Source organism: Rahnella sp. RcJ3, assembly GCF_009498575.1.
In the GTDB taxonomy this organism is placed as follows: domain Bacteria; phylum Pseudomonadota; class Gammaproteobacteria; order Enterobacterales; family Enterobacteriaceae; genus Rahnella; species Rahnella aceris.
On the sequence record NZ_QSNX01000004.1, the window covers coordinates 1 to 15949 of the forward strand.

General features: G+C 50.5%; 14 protein-coding genes and 1 pseudogene. 7 read left to right on the forward strand and 8 right to left on the reverse strand.

Annotation, left to right across the window (positions count from 1 at the left end):
- Both DXU84_RS06485 and DXU84_RS25385 read right to left on the reverse strand, forming a co-directional pair.
- Positions 1-190: transposase (locus DXU84_RS06485; RefSeq protein ID WP_370461737.1), on the reverse strand; the 190-nt coding region annotated here is incomplete at its 3' end.
- A 389-nt stretch (positions 191-579) separates the two neighbouring features.
- Positions 580-801: a replication endonuclease gene (locus DXU84_RS25385; protein WP_309247398.1), complete on the reverse strand. Its 222-nt coding sequence runs from the start codon at positions 799-801 to the stop codon at positions 580-582.
- A gap of 139 nt (positions 802-940) precedes the next feature.
- Here DXU84_RS25385 and DXU84_RS06495 point away from each other — a divergent pair.
- Positions 941-1203: pseudogene (locus DXU84_RS06495) on the forward strand (tyrosine-type recombinase/integrase); the annotation flags it as partial.
- Between the two features lie 323 nt (positions 1204-1526).
- Here DXU84_RS06495 and DXU84_RS06500 read toward each other — a convergent pair.
- From DXU84_RS06500 to DXU84_RS06525, 6 genes are all read right to left on the reverse strand, one after another.
- Positions 1527-2513 (reverse strand): replication initiation protein, encoded by a 987-nt coding sequence (locus DXU84_RS06500; RefSeq protein ID WP_013577992.1) that lies wholly within the window; start codon positions 2511-2513, stop codon positions 1527-1529.
- 565 nt (positions 2514-3078) lie between these two features.
- Positions 3079-3288, reverse strand: a complete 210-nt coding sequence (locus tag DXU84_RS06505; RefSeq protein ID WP_131637387.1) for a hypothetical protein — start codon at positions 3286-3288, stop codon at positions 3079-3081.
- 600 nt (positions 3289-3888) lie between these two features.
- Complete coding sequence (locus DXU84_RS06510) at positions 3889-4098, reverse strand: plasmid partition protein ParG (RefSeq protein WP_013577993.1); 210 nt, start codon at positions 4096-4098, stop codon at positions 3889-3891.
- Complete coding sequence (gene parA / locus DXU84_RS06515) at positions 4095-4721, reverse strand: ParA family partition ATPase (protein WP_013577994.1); 627 nt, start codon at positions 4719-4721, stop codon at positions 4095-4097. Before parA ends, DXU84_RS06510 begins: the two co-directional genes overlap by 4 nt.
- 1442 nt (positions 4722-6163) lie before the next feature.
- A complete protein-coding gene (locus DXU84_RS06520; RefSeq protein WP_134705457.1) occupies positions 6164-7249 on the reverse strand; it encodes an ABC transporter ATP-binding protein in 1086 nt (361 codons plus the stop codon).
- A 250-nt stretch (positions 7250-7499) separates the two neighbouring features.
- Entirely contained in the window at positions 7500-9056 is a 1557-nt protein-coding gene (locus DXU84_RS06525) for a PLP-dependent aminotransferase family protein (RefSeq protein WP_153375146.1), read from the reverse strand.
- Between the two features lie 146 nt (positions 9057-9202).
- Between DXU84_RS06525 and DXU84_RS06530 the strand changes: the two genes are divergently transcribed.
- The 6 genes from DXU84_RS06530 (at position 9203) to DXU84_RS06555 (ending at position 15938) form a co-directional block, all read left to right on the forward strand.
- Positions 9203-10471, forward strand: a complete 1269-nt coding sequence (locus DXU84_RS06530) for a 4-aminobutyrate--2-oxoglutarate transaminase (RefSeq protein WP_013577997.1) — start codon at positions 9203-9205, stop codon at positions 10469-10471.
- Positions 10472-10748: 277 nt separating this feature from the next.
- Positions 10749-11777, forward strand: a complete 1029-nt coding sequence (locus DXU84_RS06535) for an ABC transporter substrate-binding protein (protein WP_013577998.1) — start codon at positions 10749-10751, stop codon at positions 11775-11777.
- A 170-nt stretch (positions 11778-11947) separates the two neighbouring features.
- Positions 11948-13213: an ABC transporter permease gene (locus tag DXU84_RS06540; protein ID WP_013577999.1), complete on the forward strand. Its 1266-nt coding sequence runs from the start codon at positions 11948-11950 to the stop codon at positions 13211-13213.
- Positions 13214-13236: 23 nt separating this feature from the next.
- Positions 13237-14064 carry an ABC transporter permease gene (locus tag DXU84_RS06545; protein ID WP_014416619.1) on the forward strand — a complete coding sequence of 276 codons (828 nt, stop codon included), beginning with the start codon at positions 13237-13239 and terminating at the stop codon, positions 14062-14064.
- Between the two features lie 88 nt (positions 14065-14152).
- The gene (locus tag DXU84_RS06550) at positions 14153-14896 is read left to right on the forward strand and encodes an SDR family NAD(P)-dependent oxidoreductase (RefSeq protein WP_014416620.1); all 744 of its coding nucleotides are present in this window, start codon (positions 14153-14155) and stop codon (positions 14894-14896) included.
- Positions 14889-15938, forward strand: coding sequence for a phosphotransferase (locus tag DXU84_RS06555; RefSeq protein WP_131637391.1), 1050 nt, complete (start codon positions 14889-14891; stop codon positions 15936-15938). The genes DXU84_RS06550 and DXU84_RS06555 overlap by 8 nt, the downstream gene beginning before the upstream one ends.
- Positions 15939-15949: the final 11 nt, after the last annotated feature.

Here is a 15949-nt window from a genome sequence, read left to right on the forward strand (position 1 = left end):
CGATTCTCGTCCTCAAGGTCTTTGATTTTTTTGATATCAGCGGCTTCCATCCCGCCATATTTTGCTTTCCAGTTGTATAGCTGGCTTCAGAAATAGCAGCCTCGCGGCACACATCTTTGACGGTACTGCCAGCCTCGACTGATTTCAGGACGGCGATGATCTGGTGCTCAGTGAATCGGATCTTACGCATAGCGATCTCCTCAGGGGACATAATCAGTATGTCGGAAGATCTCTAAAAATGAATGGGCCGTTTTGGTGGGATACTTACACCTCCAACTCCCAGCGCGCAGCAATGATTTTGCTTTTCATCAATTCTCGCTCAATTTCAGGCAATCGCGCCCGTTCTTCAGGCGTTAATCTTGCTGATGGAGCAACATTGCGTCCCTTTGTTAGGTCAAAACTTCGCTGTCACCTACTCACCTTCGGTGTTTCTTCCCGTATACGCGCCACAAACGCCCTCACGGCGGCAGTGTCTGTCCAGTCAAAACTCGCAGGTTGTCAGAAGTGGACGCCGTAGCAGTGCTCCCAGCCTGCCTGTAATGCCAATTTGTAAGTTGTTTCTTTCCACCTAACCCACAGTTATTGACAGGACTCCGAGGCGCTAGCCTGCTTACTGGCATAAGGTGAAGCGTCGCGGTTCACTTTGCCGATGGCGATCCGTAAAGATTCACGCCAGCGTGTGCGCTGGCCTTTCAGTTGGCGTAACCACCAGTCCGGATTAACCGGGCGCGACATGGCAGCGATCGCGGAAACGGCATCCAGCTTGCCTTTGCAATATTGTCCAGTACATCTGCGTGACATTAAAAGCCTGTGCCATACCGGCGATTGCCAGGGAATTCGATGCAAAGATGTTTTCCCGGTATCGGGAAAAGAGACTTTTAGGAGATTTTTCACGCGGCAACAGAGTGAAGAAGATCACCCCACAAACGATCAATCTTGATTTCGCTCTGCCCTGCAACGCACCGATATACAGTTACCAGCCGGTCAATCATCGCATGTGCTCCGCCACACGTTCGCTTCTCACTTCATGATGAAGGGGAGGAACATTCTCGTTTTGCAGCGTGTTCTAGGCCACACCGATATCAAAATGACAATGCGTTATGCCCACTTTGCACCCGAGCATCTTGAGGAAGCAGTGAGGCTAAACCCTCTGGCTTAAATGGCGATAAAATGGCGGTGCAAATGGTGCATGGTGGCAATTAAAGGGCAAACGTGGCCGGTAATGTCAGTACCCACTTACACTTCAAGCCTGCATATACGTTAGAAACAGGCTTCCGCCCTGGGTTTTATGCCTCATATGCTACTTTTTTAGAACGTATGGCTTATAGCTTTTAAACAGTACGCAGAAAAAGTCGCCAAAACGGCTAATGTGGAAAGATTTCCTGATATCACCCAGTAAGCGCTTACTAACCCATTAAGCCTTATTCAGAAGGATATGTGCGGTGAATGCTTGCATTTTGGACAAAAGAAAAACGGCGTATCTCGTGAAAGATACGCCGTTTATTTTTATTTCTGCTTCAGGGGAATCAGGCAGCGACTTTTTTGCTACGCGAACTGACTTCTGCCAGGATCGCTTTATGCTTACTCTTCTCGCCGATCAGCTTATACCATCCCGAAAGCTTACGCAGGTCCGGCAAGGTAGCCTTCTCATCCACATCGTAAGCGCTTAGCTTGTCGAGATATTCTTCGAAGATCGTGATGCAACGGCGCGCCCACTCGCCTTCCAGCGCCGATCCGGCAACAGCTCGCGGACGTCGCGGTAAGCGCGGGCGCAGTGGTTTGCTGGCTTCTGGCGCGGATTCATCCACATAGGCAAACTTGATGGATACCACGGTTCTGCCCTGCTTTACTGGCTCCCAGACCACCGAAATATCGGTATTGGCGTTGATCCGGTTGATCGTCGGCTCAAGGAGTTTCTGACGGAAGTCACGATAGTCCTCGTATTTGCCCGCCAAACCGGCCTTCTCGCGCATCCAGTTGAGATCCAGCGTCACTTCTATGGCTTTACCGCTGCGACGCCCGTAGAGGTTCTTAGCTTTGATGAGCCAGCCATACAGCCTTACGGAGAACGGCGTATCAAGTTTTGCGATATTAGCAAAATTCAATTTGGTAAAAGATTCTTTAAGTTCATAAAGATACGGGGCAACATCCTGTCCGAATCGCAGAACCACTGCGCTGTGATCGTCACTGCTCACATACTCAAGACGTGAAAACCAGGAGAGTTGTACAGTGCGAACCTTGCCGGTTTTTACGTCCGGTTTGTAGATGGTGACCGGCTTTTTCATCAGGCTTTCAGCGGCTTCGCGCAACTGGCGGTGGCTGCTGGTCGGGTTTACCCCGTAGATCCGCTGATAGTCCTGAGGGAAAAGTCGATAAAGCGTATCTGGCTGAGGTTTCCTGCTATCAATTTGTGCCAGCGCCAGATTTAGCAGGCGCATTTCATCCAGAGTGACGCTGTAAGCGCCTTCAAGAAGATCATTCCCCTGAACTACGGTGAGTTTATTCAGTTCCATGTAGCAGGATCCATAAGTGGAAAGTAGGTAAATTATTCCACATAAAAAATACCGACGTAAAGTAAAAACAAGGGTTATTTATTCTTTTACAATCAACGGCTTAAACAATGATCCAAAAAACATGATCAGGAAAAATCTCCACATATTGTTTTCAGCGCTTCCAGGGATCCTTTTTCTAATACGTTGGATCGTCGGGTTTTTTACAGGAAATTATTCCACATATGCGGGTGATGACCTTCGCTTAATTTTATCAGCAATGCGCAACCAGACCCTAACCGCGATCAGAAAATCATTCCACATTTGAAGCGCTCATGCACATAAAACCATCAAAGTTACCTTTGTGATCCCCTTCTCACTTCGTTCCGGTCCAGGGTTTCTCACCCTGAGCTGATGCACAGGAAAACTTTCCACGTATAGCCAGCATGGGGATCAGAAAATGTCTCCACATTAAGAGGCAATGATCGCGTCAGCAGGAAATTACTCCACATAAGAAGCCCGATGGCGCTCACAGAAAATGTTTCCACATACAGACCGGGATGGGATCAGGAAATTTCTCCACCTAAAGTCATGCAATGTGGTTTTTCGTCGGGTAAGCATCGTGAATATCATCATCTTTGATCAGGAAAACATTCCACATATCGAGACGTGACGTTGTCACAGTTATTTTAATATGCTGATTTATAACAATTATTATGCAGTAGCGATGAGAAGATGCTTTCAAGGGATCAGATAATGTTTCCACATAGGGAGGTTCAGGATCAGGAAAAGCTTCCACATATCCCCTTCCCTGACCGCCTCAAAGAGAATGGGTCTGCCCTGTCTGCAGGTATTTGGGATCCGTTATCGGAGTACGTGACATAACGTGACGCTGTCACAGGAAATTGTTCCACATATTAATGTTAGCTATGGGATCAGGAAATCCTTCCACTTATGAGAAACGCCTGTTGTGACAGTCGGTTAGGCAGGTGTTAAGCTTACTGTGGCTGTTGACTGGCGGGTAACCGAGATATCCACAGAAAATCATTCCACATAGATAATAGATTGATCCGTAAAGAAATTATCCACAGAAAAAGACTCTACATTTGGCATGAAAAGGATCCACATCCAACAGGAAGGATCTCCACCTGAAGCAGGAAATACCTCCACAATACGGGTAGTAACCTATTGATAATAAATAGTAAAAACCGTCTCTAAAGAGAAAGATCTAAACTTAAAAAATAAACAAAACATTATTTGATCTTGGGATCTGATCACCCCGGAGTAGATAATTCAAGAAGGGATAAGTTAGCGTTGAAGGCAGACAGAGCAATGTTCTCAGGCAAGATGTCATCAGAAACGGGCCTTGGGAGACCCGATCCAGCCAGTAATCAGCACATTATGACCGTTCGTTGGTGATGAGCCAGGCTTCGATCAGCTCTGTCAGGACGTCTTTCATTTCGCGATCTTGCAGGAAGCAACTGGTTTTAAAGCGGCGATGTAGCTCTTCATCGATATTGGTCTGCAATTTCTTCACTGATGCGGGTGGTTTAGATACCGCTTCCAGTGCAGTCGTCAGTTGTCTGTGCTGGCCAAGTTTCATTTTCATTTCAGCAACTCCGTAATTTCTTTGGTCATAATTTCAATTTCACCTTTCGCGTTTCCGTCTGTCGTATCGAAAACGGTGCCGCCATCCATCATTGTGCGGATGTAAACCTGGCGCTGTGTCGTACCAGTACGCAATGCGGGAACGCCGGTATCGGCTATGGATTCTTTCAACACTTCAAGCATTTTAGCTGACGCGACTTTTTTGGTGATAAGAAAACGGGCAATCACCGGCTGCAAGTTTTCGCGAGCTTCCACGACGGCCAGAATAGCGCCACAGGCAGCAAAATCTAAAGGTGACGGTGTCACGGGGATGAGTACCAGGTCACTCACCATTACCGCCGCGGAAGAAATAGCTGATATTGCAGCCGCACCATCGATCACCACGTAATCGTATTCTTTCAGTTGCTTACGGACGGTATAGACTTCTTTTTCTGAAGCCGCTTCTGCAAGATCGAACAGGCATTTGCTTTCGTCATACCAGTTGCTGATACTCCCCTGCGGGTCGGTATCCACCATTACGACCTTGTGCCCTTGCCGGGCAAGACAGGTTGCTATGTTTATAGACGTCGTGGTTTTCCCTACTCCGCCCTTCCCGTTCAGGAAAGAAATAATTTTCGCTGCCATGACAACCTCTGATGAAGCGTTCAGTGAAGATAACATGATTCTAAAATCATAAGATTTCAGGATTCATAAACTTTATAATCATAGGATTCTGAGATTTTTAAATCCATGAATCACAGGATTGTGCTGCTACTATAAAGTTTGCATCCGGGGATTTCAATATTTTAGGATTATCGAATTATAATATCTTGTGATTATGAAATCTCAAGATTATGAGATTATGATGCGTGGAGCCAATAAGTAGTAAATCTTGTGATTCCAGGATGATTAAAGCCTGTGATTATATGATTCAGTGATTCCGGTTGGAACGCAGTTGGGATGTCAAAGCAAGTCGGGCAAAAGCAGAGTCATCAATGTACATCTCCGGATTTTAGGATTTTTAAATCTTAGGATTTCAGGATGCAATGATTCCTTATGAGTTTTGCATGTCTTAAGTACATACAGTTTTACGCCAGACATATGAACATCCTGCTATAAAATCTCACCATCTCACCATCTCACCATCTCACCATCTCACCATCTCACCATCTCACCATCTCACCATCTCACCATCTCACCATCTTCGGATTTCGTGATTTCAGGAGTGGCAGGATTGTTTGATTACAGGATTTTTCCAGTCTCAGGATTTCATTCAACCGGGCATGATCTCTTAATCCTGGAAGTATTGGAATCCTGTGATTATCATGAACCAGCGGCTAAATATCTTTGAATCCTGGAATCTCTAAATCCTGCAAGGCTGCTATCTTAGGATGAAAGACGGGCTCAGATTATCCTGTACCAGCCTCCAGGTATTCTATGATTACAGGATAATAGAATCCTCGTTAAGATTATAGGATTTCAGGATTACATTAATTAAACACACTGCTGTCTGGCTATCATAAGATGCAATTGAGAGAATCCTGGAATGCCAGGATGCTTATGTGATTACAGGATTTCAGGATTAAAATCGCAGGTAGGATTACAGGATTTAATGATTAGTTGATGTTTTACATGCAGTTAAGTCAGTTGTAGTGATTTTATTTAATGTTATGATTCTGTGATTACAGGATTATATTAAAGGATTACATAATCCTGAGATTCCCATTGAGGATTGTATGATTACAGGATTCTGTGGTGGATCTTCGATTGCAGGATACCATGTGGTTAGTGTCTCGATAGAATCCTGTGATTCTGGTTATTCTGAGATTATACAATCCTGAGATTATGATTGGTCATTCACCTGTACAAATGATTCAGAGATATTGGGATTAAAAGATAGTGGGAATAGCAAATCACCGGATTCGAAGATGCAGGGATTTCAGGATTCTGAGAGTGCAAGATGAGGAGATAGTAGAATATAGGTATAGTGAATCCTGACATCTGGTAATCATTGAATCCCAAGATAAAGAATCTTAGGATTCAACAATCATACAATCATACAATCATACAATCATACAATCAGGTGATTAATGCGTGACAACATCAAGTGCCCGGAGATGTTCAGGTTGCCAGGAAAGTAGCACTTCGGAACCTGGCTTCCAGCCAGGATTCATTGCAGCCGCAGAAAGTTTAACCATAAAATTATCCTGACCGGCCACTTCCGTCATCATGCGTACGTGATCACCCAGATAAATGAATTGCTGAATTCTTGCCTTCACCTGTTCCATTCCGGGTTGCGGATTATTTACGTGAATACGCTCAGGGCGAATAGAGAGCAAAATCTTTTTGCCCGGCGAGCTTGGGCGAATTTTTACTGCACGCAGTTGAGTGCCGTCATCGAGTGATGCGCGGTAATAGTCGCCTTCGGCAGCATTGTTGGTGGCCAGCAGGCTGTTATTCTCGCCGATGAACTGAGCCACGAATGCATTATCCGGTTTTTCATAAATCACATTCGGGCTGTCCATCTGCTGGATCACACCATCATTGAACACCGCAACACGGTCAGACATCGTCATTGCTTCGCTCTGGTCATGCGTTACATAAACAATCGTCAGATCCAACATTTTATGAAGTTGCTTAATTTCCATCTGCATATGTTCGCGCAATTGTTTATCCAGCGCACCAAGGGGTTCGTCCATCAGCACCAGCTTAGGTTCAAACACCAGTGCGCGGGCTAGCGCAACACGTTGCTGCTGACCGCCCGACATTTGGGCAGGGTAGCGGTCAGCCAGAGATTTGAGTTTGACCATGTCCAGAATGCGGTCAACTTTCTCTTTGATATCAGATTTATTAAGCCGTCGAATGGTCAGTGGAAATGCCAGATTTTCCGCCACGGTCATGTGAGGGAAAAGCGCATAGTTCTGGAACACCATGCCGATATCTCGCTGATGTGGTGGCAAATTATGCAGAGGTTTATCGCGTAATAAGATTTCACCCTGGGTAGGCGTTTCAAAACCTGCAAGCATCATCAGACTGGTGGTTTTGCCGGAACCGGAAGGGCCCAACAGCGTCAGAAATTCTCCTTCGTGCACATCAAGATTGAGGTTTTTGACTACCAGCTTGTCCCCGTCGTAACTCTTTTTGATATTTTTGAAGCTGACATACGTTCTCATCACAGGCACTCCGCAAATAAAATTATCGAAAATGGGATGACGCGACACGGCACAATTTGTGCATAAAACATCCTCAGAAGGATTGTTTGTCTGGCGTTATTAAAAATCTTTACCATCCGCTTCTGACGCTAACAAGCATTTTTTGACAAAATAACACAAAAAATAAGCCTGAGAGAAATCTCGCAGGCTTATGAATCTTATTGTTATTTTTATTTTAAAAGAGTTTATTGCTAGCAGTAAGATCTGTGTTTTACGCAGGATCAGGCAAATCACCTTGCAGGGCCAGCACCCTATTGTCAGCCCCCGGGATTGCACCACCGGCTTGCAGCCTGTGTCGTAAACACTCCACGATGTGCCCGAAAGCCGTTTCAATTTCTTCTTCAGGAACGCAACCGTAACCGAGCAAAAGCCCGCGCCGCGGGGCAGGGCGCAGGTAATATGCCGACAGCGGGCGTGTGAGAATTTTTTTCTGCTCCAGCTCTGCGCTCAGCGCCACATCATCAATCGAATCAGGCAGTGACAAAATCAGATGCAAACCGGCATTGCTGTTTTCACACAGGAATTCCGGACCGAGTTCCTGTCCGATAAGCCGTATCAGGGCATTACGTCGTCTGCCGTAAAGCAATCGCATCCGGCGGATGTGGGCGGCGTAATGCCCTTCGCGAATAAATTCCGCAAGCGTAAGTTGCGTCAGTCCGTTACCGGCACGGTACAACTCGGAGTGCGCAATTTTGAGGCGCGAGGCCAGCGGACGCGGCAGGACGACATAACTTATCCGCATTGCCGGATACAATGTCTTACTGAACGTACCGATGTAAATCACCGGCGCATCGCTGCTCAGTCCCTGCAACGCGGGGATCGGACTGCCCGAATAGCGAAATTCGCTGTCGTAATCATCTTCCACTACCCAGCTACCTTGCTGGCTGGCGATGGCAAGAATTTTTTGCCGTCGGGCCAGGCTCATCACTGAACCGAGCGGATAGTGATGTGACGGTGTCACGCATATCAGTTTAGGTGCGCGGTCCTGTGGCGGGCTGTCAGGCGGGTTCAGCCCGTTTTCATCCACCGGCACCGGCTGAATATCCACGCCGTTGATGGTCAGCACATTGCGTATTCCCCAGTAGCTCGGTTCCTCAATCCAGGCAACATCGCCCGGGTCACAGAGCATTTTCGCCAGCAAATCCAGCGCCTGGTGGGTGCCGGCGGTGATCAGGATCTGATCTGCCGTGCAGTCAACAGAACGCGCTATACGCAAATAATCTGCCAGCGCATGTTGCAGTTGCGGGCAGCCACCATGGCGGGAGTAGGTGAGGAATTCGGGCGGCAGACGACGGCTCAGACGGTTCTGCAACTTACGCCAGATGTCATGCGGAAATTTTGTGACGTCCGGAACCCCGGGCATAAACGCGCCCCACTGATGCGAGGCAACGCCGGTACGCGTCAGCAGTTGAGAACCGCGCTTGGAAAGTGACACGTGGCTGCGAACCGGTGCGCAGCGCAGAGGTGTTTTATCGGCGATCACGCCGTCTTTCGGTAAATCTGCGGGAACGAAGGTTCCGCTTCCGGTGCGGGTCTGAATGTAGCCTTCGGCCTGTAACTGCTCGTAGGCAGCCAGCACCGTATTGCGCGAAATATCCAGTTCTTTGGCAAGGTCTCTTGAGGCGGGCAAGCGGCTGCCAGGCGCAATACTGCCATCAAATATAGCCTGTTGTAATGCCTGATAAACCCGCTTGTTCAGCGTGCCGGGCCGGGCATCTGAAAGCTCAGTGAGACGTTGCAAAATGAGGTCTGAAAGCAATGAACGCAAAAGTGGATCCTCAAAATAAATGAAACTGGCTCTGGATTATAGAGCCGCTGGCGGGATAAAAAACAAGTACAGATTGCTAATTCGACAAATTGTTCATCTCGCAACCGGCAATCTATAAAACATCAACCTGAAGGCAGGAGCGAAAGATGAGTCACAGTGAACTGGAAAAACGCCGTAAAGAAGCGACGCCGCGTGGTGTAGGTGTCATGTGTGATTTCTATGCGGCAAAAGCAGAAAATGCCACGCTGTGGGATGAACACGGGCGGGAATACATCGATTTCACTGCCGGGATTGCGGTTCTGAACACCGGACATCGTCACCCGAAAATCGTTGAAGCCATCCGCAACCAGCTCGACCTGTTCACACACACTTCCTACCAGATTGTGCCTTATGCCAGCTTTGTGAATCTGGCTGAACGCATCAACGCGATTTCTCCGGTGAGCGGCAAAGCGAAAACCACTTTCTTCAGTACCGGCGCGGAAGCTGTCGAAAACGCGGTGAAAATTGCCCGCTCCGCCACCGGTCGCCCGGGCATCATCACTTTCTCCGGTGCATTTCATGGCCGCACGCTGCTGACCATGGCGTTGACCGGCAAAGTAGTGCCTTACAAAGTGGGCTTCGGGCCGTTCCCGGCCTCGGTCTTCCACGCCCAATATCCCAACGCCGTTCACGGTGTCACCACTGAAATGGCACTCGACAGTATTGAACGTATTTTTCGCAGCGATATCGCGCCGCAGCAGATTGCTGCGATCCTGTATGAGCCGGTACAAGGCGAGGGCGGTTTCAATATCGCGCCGGAAGATTTCGTGAAAGGGCTGCGCGAAATCTGTGACCGTCACGGCATCGTGATGATTGCCGACGAAGTACAGAGCGGCTTTGCGCGTACCGGTAAAATGTTCGCGTCAGAATACTATCCCGATGCCAAACCGGACATCGTCACGATGGCGAAAAGCCTCGGCGGCGGTTTGCCGATCTCGGGCGTAACCGGGCGCGCCGGGCTGATGGACGCACCGGAGCCGGGCGGCCTTGGCGGTACTTACGCGGGTAATCCGCTGGCCGTGGCCTCTGCGCTGGCAGTGCTGGATATCATCGAAGAAGAAAAATTGTGCGAGCGCGCAAATCGTCTCGGTGCAGAGCTGACTGAAGTACTCGGGAAAGCCAAAGCGAATTGTGCGGCACTGGTGGATGTCCGTGCGCGTGGTTCAATGGTGGCGGCCGAATTTAACGATCCCGTGACCGGAAAACCTTCTTCTGAACTGACCAAACAGTATCTGCGCAAAGCGCTGGACGCCGGATTGCTGATGCTCAGTTGCGGTGTGCATGGCAACGTGATCCGTTTCCTTTATCCGCTGACCATTCCTGATGTGCAGTTTAAAGAAGCCCTGGCAATTTTGTCCCGTGTGCTGGCTGACTGAGGAAACCTGTGCATCGGGCTGAGTGATTAGCCGTTCAGACAGAGTGCACAGATGCACGAAAGCAGTGCCAATAATAAGAAACTGAGTGTCATGAGGCATAAAAAAATCACATAACGCCTCTTCAATCCCTGTCCGCCCGCCGTTCTGTGCGTGGCGGATGGACTCAACCGGAATGGCATGGTTTATGCTTCATTATAAAATATGATGCATCATATTTTTAGCAAGGCCGTTCTCTTAGCGTTTTTCCTTACTTTTTCGTTAACCCAGGAGTCACAGCATGTTCAAGAAAATAGCCCTTACCACGCTTCTTGCAGGGTTGGTGTTTCAGGCTCAGGCGGAATCCCTGACCGTGATTTCTTTTGGTGGCCTGAATAAGGACGCCCAGGACAAAGCATTTTACAAACCTTTTGCGGCAGCAGGAAAAGGCACGATTGAGCCAGGAGAATACAATGGCGAAATGGCGCGCATCCGTGCCATGGTTGAAACCAAACAGGTTGGCTGGGACGTCGTGGAAGTGGAAAGCCCGGAGCTTATCCGCGGCTGTGATGAAGGGCTGTTCGAACCGCTGGACTGGAACAAGCTGGGCGACAAAACGCAGTACGTGCCGGGCGCGGTCACCGAATGTGGTGCGGGCATCTTCCTGTGGTCAACCGTGCTGACTTATGACGCCAGTAAACTGAAAAAAGCGCCAACCAGCTGGGCCGACTTCTGGGACGTGAAAGATTTTCCGGGCAAACGCGCACTGCGCAAGAGCGCCAAATTCACGCTGGAAATCGCCTTACTGGCAGACGGTGTGAAACGTGAAGATATTTACAAAGTCCTGGCAACCCCTGCGGGCGTTGAACGTGCTTTCAAAAAACTTGATCAGATCAAACCGAACATTCAGTGGTGGGAATCCGGTGCACAGCCGTTGCAATGGCTGGTGTCCGGCGATGTGGTCATGACCTCTGCGTATAATGGCCGCGTCAGCGCCGCGCAAGGTGAAGGCCACGATTTCAAAATGGTCTGGGACAACAGTCTCTACGACCTCGACAGCTGGGCCATTGTCAAAGGTTCCAAACACAAAGATCTGGCCGAACAGTTTATAGCCTTCGCCAACAAACCTGAAAACCAGAAAGTCTTTGCCGAAACCATCCCCTATGGCCCGACCGAGAAGTCGGTCACCGGCATGATAGACGCGAAATATGCTCAGAATCTGCCAACTGCTGAGAAAAATCTGGCAGGCGCTTTGCAGGTAGATACTCACTTCTGGATTGAGCATGGTGAAGATCTCGAGCAACGGTTCAACGCCTGGTCTTCTAAGTAGTCGGTCCTTCATCCTTCAAGCTGCACCTGCGCTGGCTTCACTCGTGAACCCCGGTCACATACTCAAGTATGCTCCCGGGGATCCGTCTCGTTCGCCGCCTTGCTGCAACTCGAATGATTTTGGGCTGTGAGCCCGATAAAAGCATAAAAACCTCGCAGCGGGAGAAAAACATGAGTCAAACCGAAATGTTGACCACACCGGTGACGGAGGGATCAGCAGAAGGGCCAACATTGCGTCAGCGTCTGCGTAAAGTGGAAGCGGCGTATACGCGTCGTTCTTTATTGCTGATCGCGCCGCTGTTGCTGTTTGTTATTGTCAGTTTTCTGTTCCCGATTGCGTCCATTCTGGGCAAGAGTGTGACTAATCCGGAACTGGGCGCAACCCTGCCGGAAACTGTGGCGCAGCTTGCACACTGGGACGGCAAAACCGTGCCGGATGAAGCGACGTTTACTGCACTGGTCACCGATTTGCGTCATGCCCGCAGCAGCGGTCAGATGGCAACCATTGCCAAGCGTTTAAGCTACGAAGATAACCGTTACCGCAGCCTGATCACTGGCACATTACGTCAAGTACCCGCGGGAGGGGGCGCGATCCGTGAACCGTTAATCCAGAGCATGCCGCTGTGGGGTGAACTCAGCACCTGGCAGACGCTGCAACGTGCTTCGGGGCCGGTGACTTCTCTCTATTTATTGTCGGCGTTCGACCGGAAGGTAGACGTGGATACTGGCAAAATTGTCGCACTGCCACCGGATCAGGCGCTGTACGTCAACGTGCTGCTGCGCACATTGTGGATGGCGCTGGTGGTGACGATTTGCTGCGTCGTGCTGGGTTATCCGCTGGCGTACTGGCTGGCAAAACAACCTTCCGGACGCGCGAATTTGCTGATGATTCTGGTGTTGCTGCCGTTCTGGACGTCGTTGATTGTCCGCACAGCCAGCTGGATTGTGCTGTTGCAATCGGGCGGCCTGATTAACCGCGCGTTACTTTCCACCGGCATTATCGATCACCCGCTGGTGATGGTGTTCAACCGCCTCGGCGTTTATATCTCGATGACGCACATCATGCTGCCGTTTATCGTCCTTCCTTTATATGCGGTGATGAAAAGCATTTCGCCTAATTATGTTCGCGCCGCGATTTCACTGGGTGCGCATCCTTTCTCCGCCTTCTGGCGGGTGTACGTGCCGCAAACCTACGCGGGTGTCACTGCCGGTGCATTGCTGGTGTTTATGATGGCGATTGGTTACTACATCACGCCTGCGTTGCTGGGCGGTCCGGGCGATCAGATGGTCAGTTACTTCGTGGCGTTCTTTACCAATACGACCATGAACTGGGGCATGGCCGCAGCGCTGGGCAGTCAGTTGCTGGTGATTGTGGTGCTGCTGTACATCGTTTACATCCGCGTTACGCGCACCAAAGCTGAAATTGCAGCGCATTAAGGAGCCCGAAGATGAAACACGCAATGAGACAAAAAGGGGCGTTAATCCTGCGGTTATGGCGCTGGTGTTTTAATTTCTACAGTGCGGCGGTCCTGCTGTTTCTGATTGTGCCGGTGCTGATCATCGTGCCGCTGTCATTTAACGCCGGTTCGTTTCTCAGCTATCCGCTGACAGGGTTTTCGCTGCGCTGGTATCAGACGTTTTTCCATTCCAATGAATGGCTGAGTTCACTGGGTAACAGCCTGCTGATTGCGCCACTGGCGACTTTGCTCGCCACTCTTCTCGGCGTTCTGGCTGCGGTCGGGCTGGTGCGCGGTGAATTTCGCGGTAAATCACTGGTGATGGCCATTCTGATTTCGCCGATGATCGCGCCGGTAGTGATTATCGCCGTTGGCATGTTCTTCTTCTTTGCCCGCGTATCGCTGCTCAACAGTTATCTCGGGCTGGTGCTGGCACATGCATTACTTGGCGTGCCGTTTGTGGTGATCACGGTAGTGGCGATACTCAAAAATTACGACCGCAATTTATCCCGCGCCGCCGCCAGCCTCGGCGCGTCGCCGTGGACCGTATTCCGTAAAGTTACGCTGCCGCTGATTGCGCCGGGTGTTTTCTCAGGAGCGCTGTTTGCGTTTGCGGCGTCATTCGACGAAGTGGTGGTGACGTTATTTCTTGCCAGCCCGCGTCAGCGCACGCTGCCTATCCAGATGTTTGCCGGTATTCGTGAAAACCTCGACCCGACCATTGCGGCGGCGGCGTCGCTGATGGTCGGTGCATCGCTGATTTTGCTGCTGGTGATGGAACTGCTGCGCCGCCGTGGCGAACGCCTGCGTCATTCGCCGACAACACACTGACGTTAAATTCATCAGAGGACTTTACAGGTCCTCTTTTTTTGATTATTCCTGATGCATCAAATATCAAAAGTAACGGGAGCCATTTCTCATGACTGACACAACTCAGAAAAAAACGCTTTTGCTGACCGGCGCAAGCCGTGGCATTGGTCACGCGACAGTCAAACATTTCTATGCTGCGGGGTGGCGGATTTTCACCGCATCGCGGCAGAACTGGGTGGATGAATGTCCGTGGGCAGAGGGATTTCTCAATCATATTCACCTGGATCTGGAAGACATCGACAGCGTGCAGAAAGCCCTGCCGATGATCAAAGAACGCCTCGGCGGGCGGCTGGATGCGCTGGTCGATAACGCGGGTATTTCACCGAAAACCCCCACCGGTGGCCGTCTCGGTGTGCTCGACAGTGATTACGCCACCTGGTTGCAGGTGTTTAACGTCAACCTGTTTTCAACCGCCATTCTGGCAACCGGATTATTTGATGAACTGAAAACCGCGCAGGGCAGCATTATCAACGTAACCTCGATTGCGGGCAGCAAAGTGCATCCGTTTGCCGGTGTGGCCTATGCCTGTTCTAAAGCGGCGCTTTCGACGCTGACCCGCGAAATGGCACACGAATTCGGCCCGCACGGCATACGGGTAAATGCCATTGCGCCGGGGGAAATTGATACCGCGATCCTCTCGCCGGGCACGCAGGAAATTGTCGAGCGCAGCGTGCCGTTGCAGCGACTGGGTAAGGCTGAAGAAGTCGCTTCACTGATCCATTTTCTGTGCACATCGGGCGCTTCTTACGTGAACGGCGCTGAAATACATGTGAACGGCGGTCAGCATGTCTGAAGCGCCGTCATTGCTCACCACGGAGGTACCGCGTGTCAGCAGGTCGCAGGCAGAAAATATTGCTGCGCAGGTTTACGGGCTGGAAGGCAAAGCGGAGGTGCTGGGCGGCGAACGCGACAGCAATTTTTGCCTGACCACGGGGCCTGGCCACGCTTACATGTTGCGGTTTGTTAATCCGGCGGAAGTGCCCGCAGAAGTGGCTTTCCAGACCGCCATTCTCAGCCATCTGGCGATACGCGACAGCCAGTTGCCGGTGCCTCGGTTGCAGGAAAGTCGCCACGGTGAACTTACGCCGCAAGTGATGGTTGACGGACAAATGCTGACGCTGCGTGCCGTCAGTTATCTGCCCGGTATCGCGCAATATCAGGTGTCGCGTTCAGCGGTGCTGATGCGGGAAATTGGCGACACGCTGGCACGGCTGGATATCGCGCTGAGCGATTTTAACCATCCCGGCGCACAGCGTGATCTGCTGTGGGACATCAGCGACATGTCACGCCTCGAGGGCTGGTTAACGCAGCTCACTGACCCTGAGCAGCGCCGCACCATTACCCGCGTGCTGGAAACCCACCGGCAAAAAGTGGTTCCGGCCAGCCAGCGGTTGCGCAGACAAGTGATCCACAATGACCTGAATGCCCATAACGTTCTGGTAAACAGCGCTGATCCGCAGCGTCTCGCGGGCATTATTGATTTCGGTGACGCCCTTCACGCGCCCCTGATTAACGAACTGGCTACCGCCCTGGCTTATCAGCTCGACAGCGACGGCGACGATCTTTTCCTTTATTGCCGTCCGATGATTGCTGCGTATACCGCGCGTTTGCAACTCACCGGTGCCGAGCTGGATGTTTTACCGGAACTGGTGGCGTCACGACTGGCGCTGAGTCTGCTGATTGCCCAGCATCGTGCGGTGCTGTATCCGCAAAACCGTGATTATATTTTGCGTAATCAGGTGCATGCATGGGGAAGTTTATCGCGTCTGATGGCGCTGCCGTTTTCGCAGACTGACCTGATATTTCGTCAGTCATGCGCGTTTGAACAGAAATAAGAGGCCGTTAT